General features: G+C 44.8%; 26 protein-coding genes, 2 other RNA genes and 1 pseudogene. 14 read left to right on the top strand and 15 right to left on the bottom strand.

The window, feature by feature from the left end; all coding sequences use genetic code 11:
• Positions 1-258 (top strand): integrase core domain-containing protein (locus tag L865_RS0112180; RefSeq protein ID WP_028773496.1); only part of this gene is annotated, 258 nt, incomplete at its 5' end.
• A gap of 43 nt (positions 259-301) precedes the next feature.
• Here the strand turns inward: L865_RS0112180 and L865_RS0112185 are convergent.
• From L865_RS0112185 to pspF, 8 genes are all read right to left on the bottom strand, one after another.
• Positions 302-511, bottom strand: a complete 210-nt coding sequence (locus L865_RS0112185; RefSeq protein ID WP_028773497.1) for a TOBE domain-containing protein — start codon at positions 509-511, stop codon at positions 302-304.
• Positions 512-669: 158 nt separating this feature from the next.
• Positions 670-1,872 carry an enoyl-ACP reductase FabV gene (gene fabV, locus L865_RS0112190; RefSeq protein ID WP_028773498.1) on the bottom strand — a complete coding sequence of 401 codons (1,203 nt, stop codon included), beginning with the start codon at positions 1,870-1,872 and terminating at the stop codon, positions 670-672.
• 105 nt (positions 1,873-1,977) lie between these two features.
• On the bottom strand, positions 1,978-2,763 hold the full coding sequence (locus L865_RS0112195) for a peptide ABC transporter ATP-binding protein (protein ID WP_028773499.1): 786 nt from the start codon (positions 2,761-2,763) through the stop codon (positions 1,978-1,980).
• Positions 2,738-3,751 carry a peptide ABC transporter ATP-binding protein gene (locus L865_RS0112200; RefSeq protein WP_028773500.1) on the bottom strand — a complete coding sequence of 338 codons (1,014 nt, stop codon included), beginning with the start codon at positions 3,749-3,751 and terminating at the stop codon, positions 2,738-2,740. Before L865_RS0112200 ends, L865_RS0112195 begins: the two co-directional genes overlap by 26 nt.
• Positions 3,752-3,761: 10 nt before the next feature.
• The gene (locus L865_RS0112205; protein WP_028773501.1) at positions 3,762-4,652 is read right to left on the bottom strand and encodes an ABC transporter permease subunit; all 891 of its coding nucleotides are present in this window, start codon (positions 4,650-4,652) and stop codon (positions 3,762-3,764) included.
• Complete coding sequence (locus L865_RS0112210) at positions 4,639-5,670, bottom strand: ABC transporter permease (protein WP_028773502.1); 1,032 nt, start codon at positions 5,668-5,670, stop codon at positions 4,639-4,641. The genes L865_RS0112205 and L865_RS0112210 overlap by 14 nt, the downstream gene beginning before the upstream one ends.
• Complete coding sequence (locus tag L865_RS0112215) at positions 5,667-7,301, bottom strand: ABC transporter substrate-binding protein (protein WP_028773503.1); 1,635 nt, start codon at positions 7,299-7,301, stop codon at positions 5,667-5,669. Before L865_RS0112215 ends, L865_RS0112210 begins: the two co-directional genes overlap by 4 nt.
• A gap of 82 nt (positions 7,302-7,383) precedes the next feature.
• Positions 7,384-8,448 (bottom strand): phage shock protein operon transcriptional activator, encoded by a 1,065-nt coding sequence (gene pspF / locus L865_RS0112220; RefSeq protein ID WP_028773504.1) that lies wholly within the window; start codon positions 8,446-8,448, stop codon positions 7,384-7,386.
• A gap of 180 nt (positions 8,449-8,628) precedes the next feature.
• Between pspF and pspA the strand changes: the two genes are divergently transcribed.
• The 6 genes from pspA (at position 8,629) to L865_RS0112250 (ending at position 13,795) form a co-directional block, all read left to right on the top strand.
• Entirely contained in the window at positions 8,629-9,318 is a 690-nt protein-coding gene (pspA, locus tag L865_RS0112225; protein WP_028773505.1) for a phage shock protein PspA, read from the top strand.
• A 20-nt stretch (positions 9,319-9,338) separates the two neighbouring features.
• A complete protein-coding gene (pspB, locus tag L865_RS0112230; protein WP_028773506.1) occupies positions 9,339-9,578 on the top strand; it encodes an envelope stress response membrane protein PspB in 240 nt (79 codons plus the stop codon).
• Positions 9,565-9,960: an envelope stress response membrane protein PspC gene (gene pspC / locus L865_RS0112235; protein ID WP_028773507.1), complete on the top strand. Its 396-nt coding sequence runs from the start codon at positions 9,565-9,567 to the stop codon at positions 9,958-9,960. The genes pspB and pspC overlap by 14 nt, the downstream gene beginning before the upstream one ends.
• Positions 9,961-10,009: 49 nt before the next feature.
• Positions 10,010-11,446 (top strand): YcjX family GTP-binding protein, encoded by a 1,437-nt coding sequence (locus L865_RS0112240; protein WP_028773508.1) that lies wholly within the window; start codon positions 10,010-10,012, stop codon positions 11,444-11,446.
• A 14-nt stretch (positions 11,447-11,460) separates the two neighbouring features.
• The gene (locus tag L865_RS23670) at positions 11,461-12,513 is read left to right on the top strand and encodes a YcjF family protein (RefSeq protein WP_037471080.1); all 1,053 of its coding nucleotides are present in this window, start codon (positions 11,461-11,463) and stop codon (positions 12,511-12,513) included.
• A gap of 112 nt (positions 12,514-12,625) precedes the next feature.
• A complete protein-coding gene (locus L865_RS0112250; protein WP_028773509.1) occupies positions 12,626-13,795 on the top strand; it encodes a trans-sulfuration enzyme family protein in 1,170 nt (389 codons plus the stop codon).
• A gap of 76 nt (positions 13,796-13,871) precedes the next feature.
• Here the strand turns inward: L865_RS0112250 and L865_RS0112255 are convergent, their stop codons facing one another.
• Positions 13,872-15,260, bottom strand: a complete 1,389-nt coding sequence (locus L865_RS0112255) for an SLC13 family permease (protein WP_028773510.1) — start codon at positions 15,258-15,260, stop codon at positions 13,872-13,874.
• Between the two features lie 387 nt (positions 15,261-15,647).
• On the opposite strand from L865_RS0112255, the gene L865_RS0112260 reads away from it, so the two are divergent.
• The 3 genes from L865_RS0112260 to ffs (L865_RS25090) all read left to right on the top strand — a co-directional run bounded on the left by L865_RS0112260 (position 15,648) and on the right by ffs (L865_RS25090) (position 16,363).
• The gene (locus tag L865_RS0112260; RefSeq protein WP_028773511.1) at positions 15,648-15,944 is read left to right on the top strand and encodes a ComEA family DNA-binding protein; all 297 of its coding nucleotides are present in this window, start codon (positions 15,648-15,650) and stop codon (positions 15,942-15,944) included.
• Positions 15,945-16,111: 167 nt separating this feature from the next.
• Positions 16,112-16,208, top strand: an RNA gene (ffs, locus tag L865_RS25085) — signal recognition particle sRNA small type.
• Between the two features lie 61 nt (positions 16,209-16,269).
• An RNA gene (gene ffs / locus L865_RS25090) (signal recognition particle sRNA small type) lies at positions 16,270-16,363 on the top strand.
• A gap of 74 nt (positions 16,364-16,437) precedes the next feature.
• Here ffs (L865_RS25090) and L865_RS0112265 read toward each other — a convergent pair.
• The 6 genes from L865_RS0112265 to dinG are packed head-to-tail and all read right to left on the bottom strand — an operon-like array spanning position 16,438 to position 21,904.
• On the bottom strand, positions 16,438-16,713 hold the full coding sequence (locus L865_RS0112265) for a late competence development ComFB family protein (RefSeq protein WP_028773512.1): 276 nt from the start codon (positions 16,711-16,713) through the stop codon (positions 16,438-16,440).
• 32 nt (positions 16,714-16,745) lie between these two features.
• A complete protein-coding gene (locus tag L865_RS0112270) occupies positions 16,746-17,660 on the bottom strand; it encodes a histone deacetylase family protein (RefSeq protein WP_028773513.1) in 915 nt (304 codons plus the stop codon).
• Between the two features lies 1 nt (position 17,661).
• The gene (locus L865_RS0112275; RefSeq protein ID WP_028773514.1) at positions 17,662-18,381 is read right to left on the bottom strand and encodes a DUF2057 domain-containing protein; all 720 of its coding nucleotides are present in this window, start codon (positions 18,379-18,381) and stop codon (positions 17,662-17,664) included.
• Between the two features lie 9 nt (positions 18,382-18,390).
• Positions 18,391-19,053, bottom strand: coding sequence for a primosomal replication protein (locus L865_RS0112280; RefSeq protein ID WP_028773515.1), 663 nt, complete (start codon positions 19,051-19,053; stop codon positions 18,391-18,393).
• Positions 19,050-19,823 (bottom strand): sulfite exporter TauE/SafE family protein, encoded by a 774-nt coding sequence (locus L865_RS0112285; RefSeq protein ID WP_028773516.1) that lies wholly within the window; start codon positions 19,821-19,823, stop codon positions 19,050-19,052. The genes L865_RS0112280 and L865_RS0112285 overlap by 4 nt, the downstream gene beginning before the upstream one ends.
• A gap of 8 nt (positions 19,824-19,831) precedes the next feature.
• A complete protein-coding gene (dinG, locus tag L865_RS0112290) occupies positions 19,832-21,904 on the bottom strand; it encodes an ATP-dependent DNA helicase DinG (RefSeq protein ID WP_028773517.1) in 2,073 nt (690 codons plus the stop codon).
• Between the two features lie 141 nt (positions 21,905-22,045).
• Between dinG and L865_RS0112295 the strand changes: the two genes are divergently transcribed.
• The 4 genes and pseudogenes from L865_RS0112295 to L865_RS26015 form a co-directional block, all read left to right on the top strand.
• On the top strand, positions 22,046-24,481 hold the full coding sequence (locus L865_RS0112295) for a DNA polymerase II (RefSeq protein WP_245608429.1): 2,436 nt from the start codon (positions 22,046-22,048) through the stop codon (positions 24,479-24,481).
• A 231-nt stretch (positions 24,482-24,712) separates the two neighbouring features.
• Positions 24,713-25,930, top strand: a complete 1,218-nt coding sequence (locus L865_RS0112300; protein ID WP_028773519.1) for a porin — start codon at positions 24,713-24,715, stop codon at positions 25,928-25,930.
• A 564-nt stretch (positions 25,931-26,494) separates the two neighbouring features.
• Positions 26,495-26,806, top strand: a complete 312-nt coding sequence (locus L865_RS24560) for a hypothetical protein (protein ID WP_051484581.1) — start codon at positions 26,495-26,497, stop codon at positions 26,804-26,806.
• Positions 26,807-26,821: 15 nt separating this feature from the next.
• Positions 26,822-26,989: pseudogene (locus L865_RS26015) on the top strand (TonB-dependent receptor plug domain-containing protein); the annotation flags it as partial.
• Between the last annotated feature and the right edge of the window lie 8 nt (positions 26,990-26,997).

A 26,997-nucleotide genomic window follows, 5' to 3' on the forward strand; every position in this document is an offset into this window, starting at 1 on the left:
GCGGCACTAGCAGCCTATGGAATGACCCCATCAATGACAGATGGATATGACTGCTACCAAAATGCACAAGCAGAGCGTGTGAATGGTATTTTGAAGCAAGAGTTTTTGCTTAATCGCTGCAGAACGATGAAAGAGCTTGGCGTTTTAATCAAGGAATCGATAGAGATTTATAATCAATTACGGCCGCACCTTAGTTTAGGAATGAAAACCCCAAATGAGGTGCATGAAAAAGCCAGTTGGGAATACCAACTGGCTTAATAAAAACCGTCAACCTATTTTAGGACTAGACATTTTTAACAGTTTAGTCTACAGCAACCATTACGTTGCTTGCTTTGATAATAGCATAAGCGCTACCACCAACTTCTAGTCCTAGTTGCTCACATGATGCTTTGGTTACTACAGAAGTGATTTCTACACCAGGTGCTAGCTCAATAACGACTTCGTTATTTACTGAACCAACTTCAATAGATTTAATTTTGCCAACTAGATTGTTACGTGCACTGATTTTCATTGTGATTCCTATTCATAGTTAATTGATCGCAGTTATTGTAGTTGCTTAGGAGTGAAACACGAGTGATTAGTCAAAAAAAGCGCCACTTTTTGAAGTGGCGCTCAAAATTAAAATATCTTTCAATTACAGCTGGTTAATTAATAACTGTAATGGCTATTTTATAGCTGTTCTACGTCGAAGTTCACTTCCGGATTAACATCTGCTTCATAATCGACGCCATCTACACCAAACCCAAACAGTTTCAAGAACTCTTGTTTGTATTCACGGTAGTCGGTCAGCTCAGCTAAGTTTTCGGTGGTAACCGAAGGCCATAGGTCACGACAGTGCTGCTGGATTTCATCTTTTAGTTCCCAATCATCAAGGCGCAGACGGTTAGCTTCATCAACTGCTGGAGCCTGACCATCGGCACGATAGAGGCGGTCAGTGAACATCCGGTTAATTTGTTCCATACAACCTTCATGGAGACCGGCTTCGCGCATCTTTTTAAATACCATCGCAATGTACAGCGGCATCACTGGGATTGCAGAACTTGCTTGGGTTACAACACTTTTAAGTACTGCAACATTGGCACTACCGCCGTTAGTGGCAAGCTGACTATTTAACGCTTGGGCAGCACGGTCCAAATCCATCTTGGCTTTACCAAGAGCACCATGCCAGTAGATAGGCCAAGTGATTTCTGTGCCAATATAGCTGTAAGCTACAGTTTTGCAGCCATCAGCGAGCACGCCAGCTTCAGCGAGTGCTTGCATCCACAATTCCCAGTCTTGACCGCCCATTACCGTTACGGTGTCTTGAATTTCCTGCTCAGTTGCTGGTTCAACGCTGGTTTCGATTATTAAGTCTTTATTGGTATCTACCGCGGTGGCGGTATAGGTGTCACCGATAGGTTTTAGAGAAGAGCGGATCAGCTCGCCGCTATCGGGTAGCTTACGCACAGGTGAGGCTAATGAGTAGACCACCATATCCACTTGACCCAAATCCTGCTTAATCATCTCAATGACTTTTTGCTTCGTTTCGTGGCTAAAAGCATCACAGTTTAAGCTTTTTGAATATAGGCCTTCTGCTTTAGCAAACTTATCGAATGCCGCTGAGTTATACCAACCTGCAGTACCCGGTTTTTTTTCTGTTCCTGGTTTTTCAAAGAAAACGCCCAAAGTGGCGGCGTTGCTGCCAAATGCTGCGGCGATTCTTGATGACAGTCCGTAACCACTTGAAGAGCCAACAACTAAGACTTTCTTAGGGCCGTTGTGAACTGGGCCATTGGCTTTAGTTATGTTTATTTGTTCAAGTACGTTGGCTTCACAACCAACTGGGTGAGTGGTTGTACAGATAAAGCCGCGTGTTTTAGGTTTGATTATCATGTTTTTCGCTTCTCTTAAAAAAGTGTCATAAGGATAAATAAACAACGCCTAAATGGCACATGTTTTTTAGTATTTGGATCTTATATTCGCAGTGGTTGGAGCAGTTTAGCGCTTGTAAGAGAACATTTCTTGCTCTTGTATTAGCCGCTGGGTGTATTCGTGTTCCGGTGCCGAGAATAGTTTTTTGGTGGTGGCCTTTTCTACCATCTTACCATTGTGTAGCACCATCACTTTATCACTGAACTGACGCACAATATTCATGTTATGCGAGACGAAGATATAAGATAGACCCATCTCTTTTTGCAATTTTAATAGTAAGTTTAATATCTGCGAGCGAACTGACAGGTCTAACGCGGTTAGGGCTTCATCGGCAATAATAATCTTAGGGTTAAGCATCAGCGCGCGTGCTACGGCAACGCGCTGTTTCATCCCTTCTGAAATCATATGCGGATAAAAATCTACGTGTTCAGGCAGTAGACCCACTTTTCTTAAGCGATCAATGACTTGTTTACGTCTTTCAGCTTCATTTAGCTCGGTATTAAACTTCAGCGGCTCATCTAATAGATCGCCGATGGTCAGTTTTGGGTTCAGCGAGGTGTTAGGATCTTGGAAAATCATTCTAATCAACTTACAGCGTTGCTTTAGGTTGCGACTTTCTAATGCTTCACCTTCAAATAGAATTTCACCACTGGTGCGCACCTCAGCGCCAACTAGCACCCTAGCTAAGGTACTTTTACCAGAGCCAGCTTCACCCACAATCGCTAAGGTCTCACCTTTATTGAGCTCAAATGAAATCGGCTCTAGTGCGCGGTTATATTGGCGTTTAAAGCGTTTATATCCGGTAAAGAATGACTTACTCAGCTGATCAACTTTTAGTAGCGGTGTCGTCATAGCAGGGCTCTTCGTGATACGGGAAATGGCAAGCAAACTCACGGTTTTTCTTACGGCAAAGTAGTGGCTGAGCCACGCAGCGTTTTTGTGCCTCTGGACAACGAGGTCCAAGACGACAGCCTATAGGCAGATGTTGCAACGCCGGAGCAGAGCCGGGTAGTGTCTCCATCATCATTTTGTGATATTCAGGATTGCTATGATCTGGAATGTTATCGAGCAAAGCGCGGGTATAGGGGTGATAGGGCGTCTCTATCACTTCGGCGGTAATTCCCGATTCCATAATTTGCCCGCAATACATCACAGATAAGCGGTCGCTCCAGCGTGACAAGGTGTCTAATTCATGACTGATCAGCAAAATAGATACGTTATGCAGTTGATTTAGCTTACTCAGTAGGCGGAAAATCTGCGCTTGAGTGCGCAGCTCCATTGAGTTGGTAGGCTCGTCAGCGATAAGTAATTTCGGTTGGTTTGCGACAGCTATTGCAATCATCACCTTCTGACAAATACCATCGGAGAGTTCCCAAGCAAAGCTTCCCATGACCTTTTTGGGGTTCTTAATCCCCACTTTATGTAGCCACTTCTTTGCATTGAGCTTCTTATCTTGGCCACGACGCCACCATGGGATATCGGGGTTGTCTGGCATAGCTTCAATAATCTGGCTACCGACTGACTTGGCCGGGTCGAGGCTGCTAATAGGATCTTGAAAAATCATCGCGATTTCTGAGCCCATTAAGCTACGACGCTGCTTAGTGCTCATATCCATCAGGTTTTCACCATTCCACATCATGCGGTCCGCGGTGATTTTCCAGTTATGACCGCCAATGCCCAATATGGCTTTAGCTAACAAGCTGCGCCCAGAGCCAGATTCGCCCATTAAGCCGTGAACTTCGCCAGGGTTTAAAGTTAAACTCACCCGCTCAAGTGCTTTAACACGGCCATGTGGCGTATCGAGTTCAATGGTGAGGTTGCGAATATCAAGTAATGGCATCGTTAAACCTCTAGTGCTTGATAGGAGATAGGGCCGAACGTAGGCCATCTCCCACCAAGTTAATCGCTAATACACTACATAAAATAGCTACACCCGGTATGGTGACGGTCCATGGCGCAGTAAGCAGATTATCCATGCCTTGTGACACCATTGCGCCCCATTCAGGGCTGGGTGCTTGCGCGCCGAGGTTGAGAAAACCCAGTGCGGCGATATCCAAAATAGCGGCTGAGATACCTAAGGTGGTTTGAATAATTACGATATCCCACACATTAGGCATAATGACATACCAAAAAACCTGCAATGGGTTGGCACCATCTAATCGAGCCGCCGTCACGTACTCTTTTTGCAGCTCTTCATGTACCGCTTGATGGATGGCGCGAATGAACTGTGGCGTTAATGCGATACCTACCGCCCAGAATACATTGCTCAAACCGGGCCCCATCACGGCGACCACTAAAATCGCCATTAAAAGTGACGGAATAGACAGTAAAGCATCTAGTAGATGGCTTAAAATACTGGATTTTAAGCCTTTCATCATGCCAGAGATGGCTCCGATGACAAACCCCACAATGAGTGAAGCGAAAACGATTCCCAGCGCCATACCAAAGGTTAAGTGCGCACCATGCAGTAAGCGGCTAAAAATGTCGCGGCCTAAATCGTCGGTGCCAAGAAAGTGATCGACCGTACCAGCAGGATCCCATGACGGAGGCAGCAGCAGGGCGTTAGGGTCTTGTGCTTCAGCGCTATAGGGCGCAATAAAAGGGCCAAACACCGCAAGCAATATAAACGCGCAAACCACCCATAAACCTGCAAATGCGAACGGATTATCGGCAAAAGCATGCCAAATACGCCGCATAGGTGAGGGGATGTCGTCCTCTTGGTAGATGTTAACTTGTGGCATACATCTCCTTGCGACTGATTGGATTGATAGCCGTGTGCATCACTTCGATGAGAATACTTAAAAAGATAATAATTAGCGCTACGCTGAGTATGCCGCCTTGAATAACTGTGTAATCACGCTGATAAATGCCAGAAACCAACCAAGCGCCTACTCCCGGCCAAGCAAAGATCACCTCTACTACCATGGCGTAACTTGAAAAAGCGCCGAGCATGAGGCCCATATTTTTTAGCACTGGGATGAGGGCATTGGGGAGCGCATGGCGGATGACGATTTTAGATGTTTGCAGGCCTCGTGCTGCCGCAGCTTTAATATAGGTTTCTTCCATAATGCTTAACATGGCTGTACGCGTGATACGCACGACAACGGTAAACGGCAAAACAGCCAAGGTAATGGCCGGCAAAATAATATGCAGCACCGCATCAGTGAACGCTGACATTCGATATTGAGAGTCTGACAAAAGGGTATCTATCAGTAAAAAGCCGGTTACGGGTTCGATTTCATAAAGCAGGTTTATTTGCCCCGAAATGGGCAACCAGCCGAGTTCGACCCCAAACCATAAAGACAAGGTTAACCCTAACCAAAAGACCGGAATAGAGTAGCCTGTTAAGGTGATTGCCATGATGCTGTGTTGGGTGATTTTATTTTTACTCAGCGATGCCAGTACGCCCAAAGGGATGCCGCACAGCAAGGCAAGAATCGCCGCGACTCCGGCAAGCTCAAACGATGCTGGTAACACTTGTACAAGCTCATCAAAGACCGGCTGGTTAGAGGTGGCTGATACCCCTAGATTGCCGCTAAGCCTTTGTTGTAGATACGCTGTGAACTGACTTAAATTGCCCTCATCAAGCCGATAGTCAGCGGTGATTTGTGCCACTTGCTCTGGTGTGGGCGAATGAATGCCGGTTAAGGCAAACTTATGCTCAACCGGGAAACGGCTAGTTGCAACAAACAACACCAGAATTAACACCAGTGAGGTGGCGAGAAATAGATTGAGACGGCGTAACAAATAACGGGTCATGGCTGCGTGCTCATGTTGGCCGGTTTTTGGCTGGAATGATTAAAAGAGATCCCACCAAAGGGCGTTAATTTTGAATTGTTGACCTTTTTCTGCTTAAACACCAGTCGTGTGGCATGGGCAAACGGCAGCACCGGGACTTGCTCTGCCAGGTAAAGTTCAGCTTGTTGATACAGCGCGGTTCGTTGCGGTTTATCGGTAATCGACTTGGCTTGCTGTAATAACGCATCAAATTGGCTATCACACCAGCGCGAGCGATTACTATTGTATTCCACTGACTTGCAGCTAAGAATTGGGGTAAAAAAGTTATCGGGGTCACTATTGTCGGCGTTCCAGCCAATCAATACTGAATCATAACTACGACTAGATAGCTTTTGATTAAACACACTCCAATCGTAGCTAACAATATTGGCTTTCACATTAATATTGGCTAAATCGGCTTGAATGAGCTCAGCGGTTTTATGGGCATTGGGGTTATATATCCGCGCAACGGGCATTGCCCAAATGTCGATGCTTAGCTCGGTGATCCCCGCTTGGGCAAGCAGATCTTTAGCTTTTTGTGGATTGTAATCAATCATACTGTCGTTGGCGTTATAAGCCCAAGAAGGTGGCGGTAACATCCCTGTGGCGGCAACGGCGGTCTTTTGGTACACAGCGCGCAAGATATTTTCTCTGTCGACAGCATGAGCCAACGCGCGTCTTACGCGCACATCATTAAACGGAATGCGCTCGGTATTGAATGCCCAGAAAGCCACATTAAACCCGGGTAGTGAATCGACCTCTAACGCTTCTTTATCCAGAATAACCGGGATTTCGCCCGCTTTAGGCAATGCTGAGACATTGCAATCACTGGTGATTAACTTGGCCAGCCGAGAAGTGCTTTTAGGCGTAATATCAAATACTAACCTTTCAGCGTCTGGCTGTGCTTGCCAATAGTGTTCGTTGCGGTGGTAACGAATAAAATCATTTTTGACGTATTGCACTAGTTTGAACGGACCGGTACCAATGGCGAGTCTATCAAGCTCATCTTGTTGATCTTGCTGGCTGAGTTGTTGGGCATATTCTGCCGACAATATTACCGCAAATCCGGTGGCCAGATTGGCAAGAAACGAGGCATCAGGGCGACTGAGATGAAATGCAACTTGATGGTCACTGACTTTTTCAATGTCATCAATTAACTGTGAAAAACCGATACTTTGGAAAAATGGATAACCTGTTTTCGATACAAAGTGGTACGGGTGGCCTTCATCAATAATGCGATTAAATGAAAACAATACATCATCGGCATTAAACTGGCGGCTTGGGGTAAAGTTATCAGAATGGTGAAAGTTGACGTTGGTACGAAGGTCGAAGGTATAGGTCAGGCCATCGTCACTGATATTCCAGCGAGTTGCTAACGCCGGTTCAACCACACCTGAAGCGGCATTATAGTTGACTAAACCATCATAAATCTGCTGCGAGGTGGCATCAACTGTGGTTCCGGAGGTGACCAGTTGTGGATTAAATGACTCAGGGTTTCCTTCTGAGCAATAAACAATTCCACTGGGAAGTTTCTGTTGATCACAGCCAAGCAGCTGCAAGGTGCTAATACACAGAGCCAGACCAAGAGGTAAACGCTTTTGCAGCACTTTCATCAATTGATGCACATTGTTTGAATTTATTAAAACATTTTAACAGTGTGTTCGTGCTAGTAGCAAACCTCTTGTTCCCTGTCGTTTAGCTTTTGTCCAATAAATTGTACTTCTTTAGAATACCGCGCAGCTGGTGATAACTTAATCCGAGCAACTCTGCTGTTTTCTTTTGGTTGAATTGCCCGGCTTCTAATGCTTGCTGTATTAGCTCAACCTCTTTGCTTTCGCAATGCTCTTTAAAATCAAGGGGGAAGCTGATTTTGGCACTTGGCTGTGGTGTGCTTTCAGGTACCGATTCGATTGGCGACTCATTGTTGCTATCACTAGGGGCCTGTCGTGATAGGGTTTTAACTCGCTTTGTTGGCCTAAACGGTGAGGCAAAGGGGTCAATGACGATGTCATCAATGGCGGCATCTAAATCGGTATTACGGTAGACACTGCGCTCGATGACATTTTTAAGTTCACGAATATTGCCCGGCCAAGCGTAATCCATTAACTGCTCAATGGCGGCCGGTGAGAACCCTTCAAAATACTCATGCTTTAATTGGCGAGCCATGCCAACGGCGAAATATTCAGCCAACGGCATGATATCTTCTTTACGATGACGAAGTGGTGGCAGGGTGATCACATCAAATGCAAGGCGGTCGAGTAAATCGGCTCTAAACTCGCCAGCTTCGGCCAATGACGGTAAATCTTCATTAGCTGCGCATACTAAGCGCACATCAGTTTGTACTGTTTTGCTGCCACCGACTCGCTCAAACTCACCATATTCAATAACACGTAGTAACTTTTCTTGAATAAGGCCTGAGGTATTAGCAAGCTCATCTAAAAACAGCGTACCGCCATCTGCTCGTTCAAACCGACCTTCGTGCTTCTTGCTCGCCCCAGTAAAGGCGCCAGCGTCATGGCCAAATAATTCACTTTCAAGTAAATTTTCGCTTAAGGAAGAGCAATTAAGCTTAATAAAGCTTTGATCCCAGCGCTTAGAAAGATAGTGTAGTCGCTCAGCGATTAGCTCTTTACCTGTGCCGCGCTCACCAATGATGAGCACCGGCTTAGAAAGCGGCGCGATTTTCGAAACATGTTCAAGGACTTCGAGTAACGCGTTCGATTGTCCGATGAGATTGTCTTGCTGAAATTGATTAGCCACTTTATTTTTTAGTCTTTCACACTAATAATTGGTGAAAATAATAATAAATGGCTCTGTTAATAAAATAAAGAAAAAGTTAAAATCTAGGTTTAACCGTTGATAATAAAGGATTTGTAAAAGTTGGCACGGAAGATGTATTAATTACTTTCGAAACCAACATTATAAATTGAGGACAACATTATGGGAATTTTCTCTCGTTTCGCAGATATCATTAACTCAAATATCAGCGCACTGCTAGATAAAGCAGAAGATCCAGAAAAAATGGTACGTCTTATCATTCAAGAAATGGAAGACACGTTAGTTGAAGTTCGTTCAACGTCGGCCAAAGTACTGGCTGAGAAAAAAGAGATTCTTCGTCGCATTGGTAAAGTGCAAGAACAAGTTCAAGATTGGCAAGATAAAGCTGAACTTGCGCTATCGAAAAGTCGCGAAGATTTAGCCAAGGCGGCATTAGTTGAAAAGCAAAAAGCTAGCGAATTGGCTGCAACACTAGAACAAGAGCTAGTCGTGGTTGAAGAGCAGATTGCGCGCCTTAAAGAGGAAGTTAACTTGCTACAAGAGAAGTTAGCTGACGCTAAAGCTCGCCAAAAGACCATTATCATGCGCAAGCAAACTGCAAGCTCTCGTTTAGATGTTAAACGTCAGTTAGATTCAAGCAAGATTGATAATGCCATGAGCAAGTTTGAACAATACGAGCGTCGTGTTGAAGGTCTTGAATCACAAGTTGAAGCTTATGACCTTGGTAACAAGAAAACACTGCAAGATGAGTTTGCCGCTTTAGAAGCTGAAGATTCTGTTAATGCTGAACTAGAAGCATTGAAAGCGAAGGTTAAGGGTAGCCAAGCTAAGCCAAAAGCGAAAACTAAATAACAACGATTCAGAGGTGAGTTATGGATATGGATTTACTGATAGCCCCGATTATTATTTTCATGATTATCGTGGCACCGATTTGGCTCATATTGCATTATCGCAGTAAGCGCCAAGTGAGCCAGGGACTCACTGATGAAGAGTATACCCAGCTCAATGAGTTAATTGCTAAAGCCGATAAAATGGCCCAACGCATCGATACATTGGAAGCGATTTTAGACAGCGAAGCACCACAATGGAGGAGCCGAGATGACGGAAGATAATCGAAGAACCTTATACCGCATTCCTCAGCAAGGTAAAATTGCCGGAGTATGTGCAGGGATTGCAGATTACTTCAATTTTGAAACTTGGCTAGTTAGAGTGGTAGCGGTATCGATATTCTTACTTGGTGGCTCAGGGATAGTACTGATTTTATACATAGCATTATGGATGATCTTGGATATTAAACCACTCAGTAATAGCACTAAGTCTGAATACAAAGAGATAGAAGTTAAGAAGAAAGTTTGGCAAGCAGGGGAGCCCGCCAGAGCAGCGCTTAGAGATGTCAGTAGTCAGTTTCGTGCAATAGAAATTCGACTTCAAAATATTGAAAGGCATGTTACATCGGATAACTTCGATCTTAAAAGAGAAATTAATAATCTATAAATCCTTTCAATGGGCGGTGTAAACCGCCCTTAATCGTTTCGGTAAGCCAATGAGCAATTTCAAGCAGTCATTCAAAAAGCTCTCACAGCAAACTCAATCCATTGTGCATCGCTCCTCGGATCGCCATCTTCGGCTAGCCGTGACCGGATTATCAGGTGCGGGCAAAACCGCTTTTATTACCGGGCTGGTCAATCAACTACTTAATAGCGGTCATACTGGCGAGGCAAATAACCTCCCGCTATGGCATGTTGCACGAGAAGGACGCTTACTCGGAGTACAGCGTTGTTTGCAGCCGGATCTCACCATTGCCAGCTTTGATTATCAACAGGCGATGGCATCGTTGACTCAAAGCCCCGCTGCGTGGCCAGCTTCGACACGCAATATAAGTGAACTGCGCTTAGCGATTAAATACCAACCAGCGCGGGGCCTGCTTGCCAAGCTTACCGACAGTGCCACCTTGTATCTTGATATTGTTGATTACCCGGGTGAATGGCTATTGGATTTACCGTTACTGAAACTCGATTATGTGCAGTGGTCATTAAAGCAGTCAGAACAAATCAGTACATTTTCAGTGAGTACTCACTATGGCGAATTTAAAGCGCTACTTGATAAGCTATCTTTGACCGCTAGTGCCGATGAGCAGGCGCTGCAACAGATAGCGGATGCTTACCAACAAGTGCTAAAAGATGTGGTTGAACAGCACGGTTTCTATCATGCACAACCAGGCAGAATGTTGCTGCCTGGCGAATATGCTGGCACACCGGTACTGGCCTTTTTTCCGTTATTGGGCCTGAGTCCCATTGCGCTAACAGAATTAGAAGCGTCGGATAAAGGCTCCACGTATCACGTGCTGAAACAACGCTATGAAGCCTACACCAAACAAGTGGTAAAGCCTTTTTATCGTGACTATTTTGCTAAGTTTGACCGACAAGTTTTACTGGTTGATTGCTTTACACCGCTAAATAATGGCAAGGCACAGTTTGATGATATGACCCAAGCGTTAGAGCAAATTATGGAGAGCTTTAAGTTTGGCCAATCAAATCTGCTGAAACGTTTGTTTTCCCCTCGCATTGATAAGCTGCTATTTGCCGCCAGTAAAGTAGACCATGTCACCCGCGACCAGCAAGGTAATGTATTGGCGCTATTAACCCAGTTGGTCAAGCAAAGTCAGCAAAAAGCCAAGTTTGATGGCTGTGAAGTTGAGACCATGGCTATCAGTGCTATCAAAGCCACCACATCAGGTATGGTGCGCCAAGATGGACAACAAATTGAGGTGGTGACAGGGACGGAGCTTGGGTCGAACAAGCCATTAACTCTGTACCCAGGTGATGTGCCAAAACAATTGCCTGATAGCCATTTTTGGCAACAACAAGGATTTGATTTTAGGCAATTTGCTCCGCCCAGTGATATTGACGAGCAAACAATGCTACAGCATGTCCGTCTAGATCATTTATTACAGTATCTAACTGGCGATAAGCTGGTGTAACAAGGCTATCTCTTATGAGTGATGAACCGATTAAGGCCGCTAAAGTATTTGAGCATCAACCTCAGCAAGAGGTAACCCTAAAAGCGGCAAGCCATTTTGACAATGATGAGCTGCTCGATGACAGCAGCATAGAAGCCATTGTCGCTGATGTAGAACAACCTATTGCCACTTTAAAACCGCAAAAGCGTAAGTGGTCACTGTTGGCAAAACTGTCGCTGCTTTCAGTGACGAGTTTGATTTTTGTTGAGCTATTTTTATCTTTGTACGGCGCTTGGCAACAAAGTGGCCTGCTATTTGGCTTTTACGCAACGGTCGTCACTATTGTTGTGAGTTGGGCCTCAACAATTGCTGTGAAAGAGTGGCGACAACTCAAACAGCTCAAGCAAGTTGAAGATAATCAGCTGATTAGTCAGCGGTTATCCCAAAGCATGCAAATGGGCGAGGCAGAACCATTTATTGATGCTTTATTACAACGTCAAGCCGTTGATAATCGTATGGCCTATGCCCAAAACGTGCGAGAAGAACACAATGATGCCGAGCGGATCATGTTGTTTGAGCGTACTGTGATAGAGCCTTGCGATTTGGTCGCCAAGAAACTTGTTCACAAGTACGCCACCGAATCAGCACTCCTTTTAGCCGCGAGTCCTGTGGCGATGTTAGATATGGCGATTATTTTGTGGCGCAATCAAACCATGATATATGACATTGCGCGCAGCTATGGCATTACGCTGGGTTATTGGAGCCGGATTAAACTCATCCGCGCTGTGATCGTTAATATTATCTACGCCGGAACCAGTGAAATTGTCACCGATATTGGCACTCAGCTATTGTCAGTTGAAATGACGGGCAAACTTTCTGCAAGACTTGCTCAAGGTATGGGTGGCGGCATCTTAACGGCTCGCTTAGGATATCAAGCCATGGCGTTATGTCGGCCCGTGGCATTTAGCGAAGCTAAGCGGCCTAAGCTTACCCAAATTCATCGTGAATTACTCAGTGAGCTGCGAGATTTCTCAGCGGTAGTGCTTAGCAAGAGCACCGAACGTAACAAAGATTTTACAAACTCCTAGTTGAAAAATGTGCAGGTTAGGTTTACTCATATCATTACACAGTCCAAGTTAGTCTTCACTCGCCACCATCACAATAAACAATAGGCGAGCAACAAGACCTTGGAGAAAACCTATGCAAGATCGCTGGAAACAAGCGACTCAGCTTGTGCACGCCGGGCATGAAAAGGACCCGTCGGGTGCCCTTGTCAGTCCGCTATACCAAAGTGCCACTTTTACCTTCACCAGCGCAGAGCAGGGCGGTCGCCGCTTTGCTGGTGATGAGCCTGGATATATCTATACTCGGCTTGGGAATCCCACCACGAGTGAACTAGAGCGTAAGGTAGCCGTGCTTGAAGGCGCTCAAGCGGCAGCGGCAACAGCTTCTGGAATGGCAGCAGTCTCAACGGCGCTACTAAGCTATCTAAGCCAAGGGGACCATTTGGTGGCTTCCAACGCTGTATATGGTTGTACTTACTCGTTTATGACCGAACATTTACCGCGCTATGGCGTCAAGGTAAGCTTGGTTGATTGCAAAGATATTGCGGCGGTGAGCGCAGCGATAACACCGCAGACCAAAGTGCTGTTCTTTGAAACGCCTGTGAATCCTCACTTGGATGTTTTTGACATCGCTGCGCTGACTGCTTTAGCCAGGGAGCATGGTGTAGCTACTGTCGTTGATAACACATTTATGACGCCGCTATTGCAGCAACCACTTAAGTTGGGCGCTGATATGGTGATACACAGTGCGACTAAATACCTCAATGGCCACGGTGATGTGATTGCCGGTATGGTATGTGGCAGCCAGGAGATGATTGACAAGGCCAAATATGAAGTTTTAAAAGACTTTGGCGGGGTACTCTCCCCCCGTGACGCTTGGCTAATTTTGCGCGGCATGAAAACCTTAGATGTACGCTTAAGTCGCCATTGCAGTAGCGCAGGCCAAATCGCTGAATATTTGGATAACCACCCATTGGTCGACAAAGTTTATTATCCAGGCTTAAAAACCCATAAAGGCCATGCATTGCTCGGCAAACAGATGAAACAAGCTGGCGGCGTTATCGCATTTGAATTGAAACAAGATTTAGCAGGTTCTATTGCGTTTGTTAATCGACTTAAATTGTGGACTATTGCTGTAAGTTTAGGCGATGCGGAGTCTCTGATTCAGCATCCAGCTTCGATGACGCATTCACCTTACAGCCCCGAGGAGCGCCAAGCGGCTGGGATCACTGATAATTTATTAAGGCTGTCGGTCGGTCTTGAAGATTGTGAGGACTTGATAGCGGATTTAGCCCAAGCATTTTAAATAAAAAAAGCGCCGTAAGGCGCTTTTTAGTTTTGATTGCGAGATTTATCTAGATAGCCGAGGCGAGCTCTATGATCTAGAAGCTCCAGAAAGTATGAGAGATAACATAAAGCACCAGCATACTGATGAAGTTAATAATCACACCGGCACGCATCATCTCAGATTGCTTAATATAACCGGAGCCATAAACAATCGCATTAGGCGGTGTGGCGACAGGTAACATAAAGGCACAAGACGCGGCAATACCAATCAGTACAGACAACATGATGGGTGATAAGCCTAGTGCTTCTGCAATAGCGGCGAATACCGGAACAAGCAGCGCAGCACTGGCAGTGTTACTGGCAAACTCAGTAAGCATAACCACAAAGAAAATCACTGCCAGGGTAAATAGTGCCATATGGGTGTTACCAAATATATCGGTAACCCAATGGGCTAAGAATACGCTGGTACCGGTCGCTTTTAGCACAGCGCTTAAGGTTAGACCACCACCGAACAGGATTAGCACGCCCCAATCAGTAGTCTTCTCAATCTTTTTCCATTCAACCAAGCCTAGGCCGGCCAATACCACAACGGCGCTTAACGCCACTACGGTATCAAACTGAGCGATCCCGCCTAATGCCGCTGAGATAGGCTTGCTGAAAATCCAGCAACAAACTGTGGTCAAAAAGACCAGCAAAGTGAGTTTGCCAGATAAAGTCATCTTTTCGTTCTGGCTTTCAATCTTACAGGTAATACTTAAATTGGGTCTAAAAAATAGATAGAGCGCTAATAGCATCGCCGGCAACATGAGTGCGACGGTAATTAAGCCAAACTCTAACCAATCACTGAAGCTTAGACCTGCTTGTGCAGCCGCAATTGCGTTTGGTGGACTACCGACTAAGGTACCGATGCCACCTATGTTGGCGGAGTAAGCGATACCCAATAACATGAATAGGTAAGTGCTCTTATGCTCTTTAAAATCAAGTTGCTGCAAAATACCCAGTGCTAGCGGTAACATCATAGCTGCTGTGGCGGTATTACTGATCCACATCGACAGTAGCGCCGTGATACCGAACAGAAACATACAAGCTAGGCTCAACTTACCTTTTGATGCGATAAGCACTTGCTGTGCTATTAGCTTGTCGATCCCTTGATGATTCAAGGCTGCCGCGAGCACAAAACCACCAAAAAATAGATAGATAATGGGGTTGGCGAAATTGCCCATTGCGGTTTTAGTTTCAAATACGCCTAGTAGCACGGCGAGTACAGGAATCATTATCGCCGTAATACTGAGATGGATTGCTTCAGTTAACCAAAGAATCGCAGCAAAAATAAGAATCGATAGCCCTGTGTTTACTCCAGGTTCGAATGGCAGGAAGTTATATAGCAATACAAATAAAGCAATATCAGCGAATAAGATGATTAGCTTTTTCTGCTGTGTTGTCACACTGCTATTGGCAGTTTCTTGTGCGGCATCCAACGACATGTAGGGCTCCTTTTTATTATTTGACGGCCAACATTATCCCAGCCTCTACGATTAGCAAAACGATTTATTTTGTAGTTTTTATTTCATATAAACAAAAGCTTAATAAGATACTTGTCACTCTTTTGGGTTGGTGCGTGACCCGTGTCACCTTCTTGCGGTGATCGTCGATCAGCTTTGGTTTCAAATTGGTAATTTAGCGCTAGTGAGAGGTCAGGTTTTGGAATTTTTACACAACACGATAGTGTGATCTTGGTCTGGTTTTTTGCGGATGTAATATGTTTGCAATCAAAAACTGGCGCTTTGTTTGAGCTTGATCTACCTTATTAATGTGGCCAAGGAGAAGGATCGCCGGCCACATGACTATGAAAGGAATATAAAGGAGATACTATGAAAAGCTTGCTTTTGTTAGCGGCGATAGCTGCCGCGTCTGTTATTTCACCTAGTGTGGTGGCTAAGGAAAGCCTTGAGTCCACACAACATGCCGCTGTAGCCCAAACCGTTAATATTAATACTGCCACGTTATCACAACTTGCAGCCCTCAAAGGGGTAGGTGAGGTGAAAGCGCAGGCCATTATTGATTATCGTCGTCAAAACGGGCAGTTCACTGATATTAATCAGCTGGCAAATGTGAAAGGGATTGGCAGTAAATTTATTGAGACTAATCGCGCCAATATTAAACTGTAGCAGACTGCTACACCTAAAAAGCCCTTTTGATAGGGCTTTTGTTTATAGATTCAGCAAACAACACCTGAATTGTTTGTTCGCTGTGATAATCACTTGATTGCTTGGCGACCTTAGTAGATAATGCTCGCCGTCTTAAGCAGTAATCTGTTTAAGAATCTATGGTGACCCTAGGGTCCCCCCGCAATGATAACTTGTGAACTCGGCCAGGCCCGGAAGGGAGCAACCGCAGCAGGCGACTCATGTGCCGGGGTGTGGCTCTAGGGGAACCTCCAAAACTCCAAGTACAAATTCGATTTAGTTCATTTTTGAAGTAGTTAAAGGGGCTTACTCGTCCTGCAATGATAACTTGTGAACTCGGCCAGGCCCGGAAGGGAGCAACCGCAGCAGGCGACTCATGTGGCTTACATAGTCAATGTGTGACTCTAGGGGAGCCTCCAAATTTCGACTCCCCATATTTCTATTATCTTATAGTCATCTTTATGACATGTAAGCGTTAAATTGATTCCTGTTCCTTTTTTATATTTGCTTTTAGGAATGCGCGCGAACGTTCCAGCGCTGTTTGGATCTCTTCTTTCATCTGCTTGAGTTCGTTATAGTCTTCAAAGAAGTAGGTATCAACCAAGTGACGAATATAGCGTACAGGTAGCTGGTTGAGTGTCACACAACATAAATCGGCAAGGTAATCTTCTGGTAACTCATCTAACAGTCCTTCATCAGACAATAACTCCATCAGTAGCACTTCATAATAGTTTCGGATCTCTAATTGCATAATCACTCCATGAGGTCTAGTTATTGGGCTGGTTAACTCTCAGTTTGCAGCCATATTTGATTGGCGGCAATAAAAAGTTGACTGTGCCTTACAGATAATTCTAGCGGGTCTTTGCTATATCCGCCTCCAATCACACAGGCAATGGGTATTTGCTGTTTTTTCGCTATGTTGAGTACTGCTATATCTCTGGCAAGAATACCCGCTGTTGAAACAGACAAGCGACCTAAGTCATCCTGTTGGTGAATATCGACTCCGGCATCGTAAATCACCATATCTGGCCTATGTAGTTGCACCAGATAACGAAAAACCGCATCGATAGTCTGCACGTAGGCATCATCCCCTAAGCCATCTTCAAGTCCGATATCATGATCTGATACTTGCTTACGGGCTGGGAAATTACTTTGACAATGCACCGAGCAGGTAATGATTTGCTCATTGTCTTGGGCCATGGCAGCAGTACCATCACCTTGGTGCACATCACAGTCGAAAATCAGCACTTTATAATCATACTGCTGGTTGATCTCTTTGGCGGCAACAATGAGGTCATTAAAAATACAGTAGCCGCTACCAAAGTCATAATGCGCATGGTGATAACCGCCGCTGAGTTGAATCGCGATCCCGTGTTGCAATGCCTGTTGGGTAGCCAAGATAGTGCCGGCTACCGAATAGCAGCTGCGATCGACAATGGCTTTAGTCTGTGGGAAGCCGATCCGCTTAGTGAGACTGTTGGCGAGTTGCAGGGTTAATACCTGTTCAACATAGTCTGGCGCATGGTACTGAGATAGGACCTGTGGGTCGAGTGCTTTTGGTGCTAAAAATTGATGGGGCTCGGCAATGCCTTGGGACAACAAATATTGCTGTAAATATTGGTACTTGGTTTGCGGAAATCGGTGCTGTTTGGGTAACGCCAGCTGAGAGTAGCTGGCGTGGTATACCAAAGGGATCATACTACAGCTGTTTAATTGCCCAGCTCATGAACTCTTTACGGGTTGCTTCATCTGCTTGTAACCACCAATATTGCAGCATCTGCTCTGCATGAGTGGCATCACCACTTGCTTTAGGACTGGTGGCAGCTGGCGTTGTAGCAACCGCCGCTGTTGTTGCAGTGGCAGCAACCGTTGCGCTTTGTGGCTTAGGCTTACTAACCGGTGCGGTTGGTTGACCCGCCACTGCAGCGCCTGTGGCTGCAGCCGCAACGGTATCGATATCTTGGTTATTATTGCTGCTAGAGAATAAGCTGTCGAAGAAGCTCTCTTCTGTGTAGTCAGTTTGGGTTATTTTATAATTCACATTCCCTTTATCTTCACGGGTAATCACCACTTGTGGTGCCTTGGCGAATGACTTCGGACGTTTCACAACCCCTTCAGCTGGGGATAATGTGTAGTTGTAGTCGCCATCGACATCAATGGTAACGATGAAAGGTGAAGATTTGATAAAGCTTTCGCTATCACTAAAGTCATCTTGCACCATATCATGGTAACGAATGGCAATTTTATGCGAGCCTTCGCTAAGGTCGAGATCTGACTGATGACTGAATAGGCTAGTGTCTATTTTTTTACCATCAACGGCCAAATATTCAAAAGACATTGGAATAGATAAATTGGCTGCCATAGCCGATGATGCACCAAGCAATGCGAGGATAGCGGTGATTGGTAATAGAGATTTCATTGTTGCTCCTTAACGATTGTAACTCTTATATGGACGTTCGAATGCTTGAATGCGATCTTCGATATAGCTAATCGCTTGACGACATTTTCCTAAGCGGCGATGAACTAAAAGTATTTCATTTTGCAACGCAATTTTGTCAGCACTATGACAGCTTTCTAATTGACTTTGCAAACTTTCAATTTTCTGTTCGAACTTTGATACCCAGTTATGATGTTTTTTCAATTCATCATACATTTGATGGCTATTATGCATGACTCCAGCAGCAATCCAATTGAAGCCGCTTTCAGAGTGTGACTGCTGTCGCCTTTTTTTTGCCCTAGCAATTCGCGATGCCTTAGTTTGTTGCGCTGCTTTTACGTCAATATCGGTGGTATTCATCGCGCGCTTAACGGCGGTAAAGCGATCTTGTATCTGCTCGCAGGCTAATAAGATGGTATTGTTTGATATCTTACCTTTGAGCATTTTCTCAAGGTGTGCAATATTCTTGCTAATCTGCATAATGCACGGGCCCAATTGGGCGCCTGACTGATAAAATAACTGGTCGTTAAATCGTTCAGTATCTTGCATTAGTTTACTTTGGCTAGCGGGCAGGTGACTGTCATGTTGCAGCACTTCTTGTTCAAGTTGCTGGAGTTGAACCCTTAAACGTCTGACTAAGTCGGCATTGTTCATACCCACGCGCTCCATGCCAAATTGGCGGCCATTAACACCACCACGGTAATAAATAGTGGTTTGATAAAGGGTATGCCAAATTTAATGGCGGTACGTGCGCCAACAAATGAACCTATCATCATACAAATACCCATACTTAAGCCAATCATGATGTTCACTTGACCAAGAATAATAAATACGACTAAAGACGTGAGATTGCTAACGAGTGTCATCGCTCTGGCTAATCCGCAGCTATGTAGTATCGGTAACTGATGTATTGAAGTGCTGCTAATGGTCCAAAAGGCGCCAACGCCCGGTCCGGCAAAGCCATCGTAGAAACCCAGGGGGAAAGCCTGCAGCCACTGCTTATTTTTTTGGGGGGCTTTAGTCGGTGGAGAACAGTTTTTGCATCCCATGGCATTGGGGTTGAGTAAGGTGTAAAGCGCAATGGCAATAATGAGTATTGGCAATAATTTCTCAAGCCACTGAGTATTAATTAAATAGACTGCAAAAGTGCCGACAATGGCGCCAAAAAACGTGGCGATGGTAGCGTGATACCAAAATTTGGGATTAAATAAATGCTGACGATAATAGGTCAATGCCGCCATTGACGAGCCAAAACTGGCGGCCAACTTGTTAGTACCCAACGCTAAATGCGGCGGGATGCCAAGAGACAAAAGGGCTGGAATAGATAGCAGTCCACCGCCGCCAGCGACAGCATCAATAAATCCAGCGAAAAAACCCACAGCAACCAAGATAGCCCAGCTGCTAGGTTCTAATAAAAGCTCCAAATATTTTCCTACTCTATTACGCGGCGAAAGGGTGGTAAGCCATCTAACAATGACTTGCCATACCGTTTGGTCACTAGCCGGCGGTCCAAAATGGTGATGCGCCCGTAATCTTGCTCTTTACGTAGCAATCTACCACAACTCTGAATTAGTTTACGCGATGCATCAGGAATTGTAAGTTGTAAAAATGGATTTCCACCTTTTATCTTTATGTATTCGGCATGAGCTTGTTCAACTGGTGAAGTTGGCACTGCAAAAGGTAGCTTGGTTATAATTAAATTGGTCAAATAGTCACCGGGTAAGTCAAGTCCTTCAGAAAAGCTACCCGTTCCAAAGACTATGCTGACCTTATCAGCGTCTATTTTTTGTTTATGTTGCTGCAGGATCTCCTGTCGAGATAACTCACCTTGGATTAATATTTGGCTATCGACTTTAGGTCTGACAATGTCTGCTACTTTTTCCATTTGCCAATACGAGGCAAAGAGCACCAAAGTGGCTTGCTCGCCTTCTATGTGCATTAAGATCTGCTCGGCTAACTCATCGGTATAGCGATCGTCTGTCGGCTCAGTGCGCATTTTTGGGATAAACAAGGTGGCGTTTTGTTCAAAGTCAAAGGGAGAATCCATGGCTAAGTAGCGGCTACCATCATTAATAGATAGACCTACTTGGTGGGTAAAGTGATTAAAGTTATTGAGTGCCCGTAAGGTGGCACTGCAAAGCACTACGCCAGCGGCTTTTTCCCACAACAGGTTTTCCAGCATAAAGCCAACTTCAATGGGTGATGCACTAAACAGGTAGTCCGATTGTTTGCCGGTTAGCTGTTCGACCCAGCGAGCCATGGGGGCACCTTTGCTGTTGTCTTCTTTGGCCATCATCTTCCACAGCTTGGTTAAGTTCTCTAGCCGTTGGAGCATAAAGCCGGTTTCACTTAATAGTTGCTCCGATTGATGCTTGGGGAGTTCACCGTCTTTAATCGCTTCATTGAGTAGCACTAACATTTTGTTAAATTGCTTCAGTGCCTGATTTGAGCTGGTGGCAAGGTTTTCTGCCGAGCGCAGTAACACTTCTGGCAATTTTCCGTGTTCGAAACGTATGCGGTTTTCTGGATTGTCGAAACGGCTTTGTTGGCTATCGCAGTACTGCGCGACCTGATTAAGCTGAGTGGTTAAATCACCAACATGGTCTTGCATGGCTTGTGATGGCGCAATGATATGGGTACTTTTAAGCTGGTTTTGCAACTTGGCACTGGTCTTATTAATTTTCTCCAGCCAGTCAATTGCACCGTGCAAAGTCGACTGTGCACTTGAGAAATCCCGTGCGACAATTGGTAAATGATGTGCTTCGTCAATTATGTAGTAGAGATCTTCGGGCTCAGGCAGAATCACTCCGCCACCTAACTCTAAGTCGGCAAATAACAAGCTATGGTTAGCAATCAGTACATCCCAATTATCAATATCCTCTCGGGCTTTATGAAATGGGCATTGACGATGACTTGCTAACTGGCGGTGGCAGCTGTGTTTGTCACAGGCGATTTGTTGCCAAAGGTGATCGGCGATGGGTGTGGTCAATGTATCCCGCTCCCCATTCCAGCGGCCTTCGTGAAAGTCTTTTTTCAGTTGCTGTAACTCTTCCACTTGACTCGTGTCAGGTTTCGTTTGCCACATGGCCATCTGGGTGCCGTCATCGCCACCAATGAGCATATCTAATTTGGCTAGACACACATATCGTTGTCTGCCTTTCACTAACCCAAAACTGAAGTCTAACCCCGAATGCTGCAGAAAAAATGGTAAATCTTTATTTAGCAGTTGTTCTTGCAATGCAACGGTAGCAGTGGCGATGCAGATTTTTTTCTTACTGGCTAAGCCAAGCGGAATAGAACCCAATATGTAAGCAAGAGATTTACCGATACCAGTGCCAGCTTCGACGACTATGATGCGTCGGTGTTTGTCGTACTCACCCGCGAGAGTTTTAGATATTTCTGCGACGATATAGTTTTGCTCTCGGCGTGAACGGAAATTCGGCAAGGCGCTGGCGATGTCTTTATATATGGTACGAATTTGAGTTTTAACGTTAGCCGTTAGCATTTAAGAATACAAAGCAGATAAATAGAGCTGTACATAATAACAGTGATTACTTAGCCTAAGAAGTGAAATCTCGGATTTGGCGATTTATTTACCCAATCGTTCGTAATTGTTAGCCACACCACCTAGTAGGAATCGACTCATTTGAGTGACACATTAATTGCAACCGCCGCTGAAGTTGTTCAAGTTCAAGGTCGTATTCTTTCTCGACATATTGTGCAGCAGCCCAACGGCAGTAGTGATTTGCATTTTTATATCAATACTAAGGATGGACCACTGCGCGCCGAGTTAGCGAATGTGGATTTAGTGTGTTTTTGTCGTCAAGAGCAGGCTCATCAGGTCAGTCAATTACCCGGTTGCCATCACGTAAGCATCAAACCCGTGGCACTTAAGAGTTTTGCCTCGCAGCCTGTTTGTGCCATTTATAGTAAGAATGCGGCGATGCATCGAGCGGTGATCCGCGGTGCAACGGATATAGGAATAGAGTTATTTGAAAGTGATATTCGCGCAGAGCATCGTTTTTTAATTGAACGCTTTATTGCTTTAGATATAGAAATTGTCGGCGCAAGGTTAGCGCCAATGTCGGCTTTACCGAGATTGCAGATTGAGCGAGCAAGGAAAACAGATATTACGCTTGCGATGAGCATCGTATCACTAGATTTTGAATGTGCGATGTCGGGTGAATTGTACAGTGTGGCACTTTTTGGTCAAGCAAGTAACGGTGATGAACTCAAACATATCATTATGGTGGATCCACAGCGTTCGATGGCGTTGGAAAAACCAGCTGATAACGGCCAGTATCAGCAACTACATGAACATGTTGAATTAGTGGATGGCGAGCGCCAGTTAATTCTGGCTTTGCTGCGTTGGTTCCAAGCCCATGATCCTGATGTGATTATTGGCTGGGCTGTGGTCACTTTTGACCTAGCGCTACTTTATCGCCGAGCTCTTAAGTTAGATATCCCACTCACTTTGGGTCGCGGTGGTACAAGGCTAAGCTGGAAAGTGGCTGATAAGTTTAGACCGGAAACGTTGGTGTTACCCGGGCGAGTCGTACTTGATGGTATCGATTGGTTGAAAGCCGCTTTTTATCAGTTTGACAGTTTCTCGCTTGAGAATGTGTCGCAGCAACTGTTAGGCGAGGGCAAAGCCATTCACAATGTCAGCAATCGTGCTGGCGAAATCAGCCATATGTTTGCCCACGATAAATGGTCGCTGGCTTACTACAATTTAACGGATTGTCGCTTGGTATGGGATATATTTAAAACCACCGACTTACTTGAGTTTGCATTAGAGCGCGCCCGAATGACAGGGCTAGAGCTTGGGCGGGTTGGGGCTTCCGTTGCAGCCTTTAACAACCTATACCTTCCCCATTTACATCGCTCCGGCTATGTGGCTCCCAGTGCACCTGCAAGTGATGGCATTGAAAGTCCGGGCGGTTATGTGATGGACTCTATCCCTGGTTTGTATCGCAATATTATTGTGCTGGACTTTAAAAGTCTCTATCCATCCATTATTCGAACTTTTTTGATTGACCCCAAAGGGTTGGTTGAAGGCCTAGGTTGCGACAACGATACCGCTGTTGAGGGGTTCTTAGGCGCGAAATTTAGTCGCAAATCCCCGATTTTGCCTGGGTTAATCACCGAGCTTACCTATAAGCGAGAACAAGCAAAACGTGACCACAATAGCCCTCTGTCCCAGGCCATAAAGATCATAATGAACTCGCTTTATGGTGTGCTGGGGTCAAGAGGTTGTGTGTTTCATGACGCAAAGTTAGCGAGCTCAATTACCCTTCGCGGCCATCAAATAATGCAGCAGACTAAAGCTTGGATTGAATCACTAGGCTATAAGGTTATATATGGCGATACAGATTCAACCTTTGTGTGGATTGAAGATGAAACCGATAAACGTAAGATTGCGCAATTAGCTAACGAGCTGGTCGAAGAAATCAATCGACGTTGGAGTTTAGTCCTTAACGATGATTTTCAATTGCCCAGTTTCTTGGAACTAGAGTTTGAGCAGCACTACGAGCAATTTCTAATGCCAACTTTGCGGGGCAGCGAGCTAGGCTCTAAGAAGCGTTATGTAGGTGCCTATCACGATGATAACGATGAGTTGCAGTTGACCTTTAAGGGGATGGAGCAGGTTAGGAGTGACTGGAGTCCGTTAGCTAAAGAGGTACAACTTGCACTTTATCAGCGCTTGTTTACTCAACAAGATCCCGTTGACTACCTGAAATCGGTTGCTAAAGCACTGGTCAATGGCGAGCTAGATAGCAAATTGGTTTTTAGCAAGCGCTTAAGGCGCAATGCAGAAGACTATACTGCAAAGGCAGTGCCCCATGTAAAAGCGGCTACTATCGCCAGCGAAGTCAGTGGTGATGATAGTTATTTGCGAAAAGGGGCAAAAATTACTTACGTGATGACGTTGAACGGTGCTGAACCAGTCGATTATCGGCGCACTGCATTGGACTATGAATATTACTTACAGAAACAAATACGCCCTATTGCTGATCCTGTGCTCTCAATTTTGAAACTAAATTTCAGTGAATTGACCTCCAATCAAATGTCGTTAATTTAGCTGGCTAAAGTTTGCACCCGTCTTGATCAAATGTTAAAAAACGGTACAAGTGTTGGTGTATAAGGTATTTGGCAGTTAATTTGATGATAAAGCATGCACTTTTTGTGACATTCGTCTTTGAGGACTTGCTAATCTTTTGCTAACCTCAGTTTCAGTTAGGAGTGAAACGAAACAACGGAATGCACATAAGTATAATTACGCAAACTGAAAACAAACAAGGTTAGGCATCACATGAAAAAGAGTTTAATAGCGACAGCACTTTCCGCTGTCATTTTTGTTCCAACGGCTTCTGCAATTGAAATCTATAAAGATGACAAAAATGCTGTAGAAATCGGCGGATTTGTTGATGCGCGTATTATCAACACCCAAGGCGACACTGAAGTAGTAAATGGTGCTTCTCGAATTAACTTTGGCTTTACTCGCGAAATGAGTGATGGCTGGAAGGCATTTACTAAACTTGAGTGGGGTGTAAACCCATTTGGTAATTCAGAAATCGTATATAGCAGTGAGAGTAACTTTGAATCTCAAAGCAGCGATTTCTTGAACAATCGTTTAGGTTGTGTTGGTCTTTCACACGACGTATACGGTAGCTTAACCATTGGTAAGCAATGGGGTGCTTGGTACGATGTCGTTTATAACACCAACATGGGTTATGTATGGGATGGTAATGCATCTGGTACTTACACTTATAACAAAGCAGATGGTGCTATCAACGGTACAGGCCGTGGTGACAAAACTGTACAATACCGTAATGCGTTCGGTGACTTCAGTTTTGCTCTGCAAGCGCAGCTAAAGCAAAATGCTTTTACTATCATCGAAGATGACGCAAATGGCCAAAATCCATTCCCGCAAAAAGATTACAATGTTACTAACGCACTAGCTGCATCAACAACTGGTGAAGCTGTTACAGAAGTTGAGTACAACTACACTTACGGTGGTTCTGCAACTTATGTTGTGACTGACAAGCTTACACTTACTGCTGGTTTTAACTTCGGTGAGTTTGACGCTGTGACTTCTAAAGGTGAGCGTTTCACAGAAACCGATTATATCTATGGTGCCGGTATCACTTGGGGTACTTGGGATGGTGAAGGTCTATACGCCGCAGCTAACGTGAACAAAAACGAATTCCACGACACAGATAACTTAGGTCGCATGATCCCTGAGTCAATCGGTATCGAAACCATCGCTTCTTATAAGTTTGAAAACGGCCTTAAGCCATTTGTTTCTTATAACATGCTAGAAGCCGGTGATGAGTACCAAGCACAGTACGGCGGTGATGTGTTCAAGCGTCAGTTTGTTGTAGCGGGTTTGCACTTCAACTGGGACAACAACACTGTACTTTATCTTGAAGGCCGTAAAGACTTCAGTGACTTTAGCGGCTCAGAAGAAGCGGCTATGTCTATTACCGAAGATGACGGTGTAGCAATCGGTATCCGTTACTACATGTAAATTAGTTACTAAACTACTTTGCCCTCAGTACCTAGTACTGAGGGCTTTTTATTATCGATAATGTTTTTGTTCATTTTTCCATTCCCCCATAAGTGAACCAAATCTGTAGATATTAGTTTACACTTTTGTTGCACTTAACGAATTTGTTACCTTCGCATAAGCTTTGTACTGTATCGGGATATCAACTCTCTCTGACTTCTTTCCAATTTAGACGAATAAATCTTGTCGCCACGCCTGTTGGCTAACCATTAATCACTGTTTTTATTGGTTAAATTAGGTTTGCCTATACCGTAAGATGGTTGGGTTTCTTTTTGTTTTTAACCTACACAACTCAATTTTTGAGCGTTTATATAGCCCTCCACAATATGTTAACCCCTTATGTTAAAACGATTTGTGTACAAAAAATGCACTTACGATCGTAACCATTGTGAATTTTTTGGCTTAAATGTTGATAATTTGTATCCATTGTGGTTCTATTTGCTTGCGGAATTCATAGGTGTGACATTTTGTAGTGTTCACTTAATGTAATTTCTATAAAAAAAATAGAGTCCAGGGAGAAGCAACATGTATAAGAATAGTTTTTTGGCTAATTCAGTGCGCTTTGCACTAGTTAGCGGTGTAGCTGCCGCTGCGAGCTTAGCTGCTCCAGTAGCTGTTGCAGAGGAAAATGATGGCGCGAAAAACGTTGAACGAATCGAAGTAACTGGTTCACGTATCCGTCGTGTAGATATCGAAGGCGCTTCTCCAGTAGAAGTCATTAGTGCTCAAGATTTTAAAGATCTTGATCGTTATAGTGTTGCTGACGCACTTCGTGCTTCAACCTTTAACAGCTTTGGTTCTCTAGTACCTTCTTCAGGTAGTAGCGCTCAGTCTTAAGCGAGTGTTAACCTTCTTGGTGTGGGTTCTTCTCGTACTCTAGTATTGATGGACGGTGTGCGCTTAGCTGCATCGCCAACTCTGTCTGGTAGTGCGATCAACATTAACCAAATTCCAATGTCAATTGTTGAGCGTATTGAAATCCTGAAAGATGGTGGTTCAGCGGTTTATGGTTCTGATGCTATTGCTGG

The organism is Shewanella waksmanii ATCC BAA-643, from assembly GCF_000518805.1.
GTDB classification, from domain to species: domain Bacteria; phylum Pseudomonadota; class Gammaproteobacteria; order Enterobacterales; family Shewanellaceae; genus Shewanella; species Shewanella waksmanii.

Excerpts from the sequence above, each read along its gene's own strand:
- pspA (WP_028773505.1), top strand. The coding sequence starts at position 8,629 with ATGGGAATTTTCTCTCGTTTCGCAGATATCATTAACTCAAATATCAGC.
- L865_RS0112255 (WP_028773510.1), bottom strand. The coding sequence starts at position 15,260 with ATGTCGTTGGATGCCGCACAAGAAACTGCCAATAGCAGTGTGACAACA.
- L865_RS0112210 (WP_028773502.1), bottom strand. The coding sequence starts at position 5,670 with ATGACCCGTTATTTGTTACGCCGTCTCAATCTATTTCTCGCCACCTCA.
- L865_RS23670 (WP_037471080.1), top strand. The coding sequence starts at position 11,461 with ATGAGTGATGAACCGATTAAGGCCGCTAAAGTATTTGAGCATCAACCT.
- fabV (WP_028773498.1), bottom strand. The coding sequence starts at position 1,872 with ATGATAATCAAACCTAAAACACGCGGCTTTATCTGTACAACCACTCAC.
- L865_RS0112240 (WP_028773508.1), top strand. The coding sequence starts at position 10,010 with ATGAGCAATTTCAAGCAGTCATTCAAAAAGCTCTCACAGCAAACTCAA.
- L865_RS0112205 (WP_028773501.1), bottom strand. The coding sequence starts at position 4,652 with ATGCCACAAGTTAACATCTACCAAGAGGACGACATCCCCTCACCTATG.
- L865_RS0112250 (WP_028773509.1), top strand. The coding sequence starts at position 12,626 with ATGCAAGATCGCTGGAAACAAGCGACTCAGCTTGTGCACGCCGGGCAT.
- L865_RS0112200 (WP_028773500.1), bottom strand. The coding sequence starts at position 3,751 with ATGCCATTACTTGATATTCGCAACCTCACCATTGAACTCGATACGCCA.
- L865_RS0112195 (WP_028773499.1), bottom strand. The coding sequence starts at position 2,763 with ATGACGACACCGCTACTAAAAGTTGATCAGCTGAGTAAGTCATTCTTT.
- L865_RS24560 (WP_051484581.1), top strand. The coding sequence starts at position 26,495 with ATGTATAAGAATAGTTTTTTGGCTAATTCAGTGCGCTTTGCACTAGTT.
- L865_RS0112260 (WP_028773511.1), top strand. The coding sequence starts at position 15,648 with ATGAAAAGCTTGCTTTTGTTAGCGGCGATAGCTGCCGCGTCTGTTATT.
- L865_RS0112185 (WP_028773497.1), bottom strand. The coding sequence starts at position 511 with ATGAAAATCAGTGCACGTAACAATCTAGTTGGCAAAATTAAATCTATT.
- L865_RS0112265 (WP_028773512.1), bottom strand. The coding sequence starts at position 16,713 with ATGCAATTAGAGATCCGAAACTATTATGAAGTGCTACTGATGGAGTTA.
- L865_RS0112300 (WP_028773519.1), top strand. The coding sequence starts at position 24,713 with ATGAAAAAGAGTTTAATAGCGACAGCACTTTCCGCTGTCATTTTTGTT.
- L865_RS0112280 (WP_028773515.1), bottom strand. The coding sequence starts at position 19,053 with ATGAACAATGCCGACTTAGTCAGACGTTTAAGGGTTCAACTCCAGCAA.
- dinG (WP_028773517.1), bottom strand. The coding sequence starts at position 21,904 with ATGCTAACGGCTAACGTTAAAACTCAAATTCGTACCATATATAAAGAC.
- pspB (WP_028773506.1), top strand. The coding sequence starts at position 9,339 with ATGGATATGGATTTACTGATAGCCCCGATTATTATTTTCATGATTATC.
- L865_RS0112215 (WP_028773503.1), bottom strand. The coding sequence starts at position 7,301 with ATGAAAGTGCTGCAAAAGCGTTTACCTCTTGGTCTGGCTCTGTGTATT.
- L865_RS0112270 (WP_028773513.1), bottom strand. The coding sequence starts at position 17,660 with ATGATCCCTTTGGTATACCACGCCAGCTACTCTCAGCTGGCGTTACCC.
- pspC (WP_028773507.1), top strand. The coding sequence starts at position 9,565 with ATGACGGAAGATAATCGAAGAACCTTATACCGCATTCCTCAGCAAGGT.
- L865_RS0112275 (WP_028773514.1), bottom strand. The coding sequence starts at position 18,381 with ATGAAATCTCTATTACCAATCACCGCTATCCTCGCATTGCTTGGTGCA.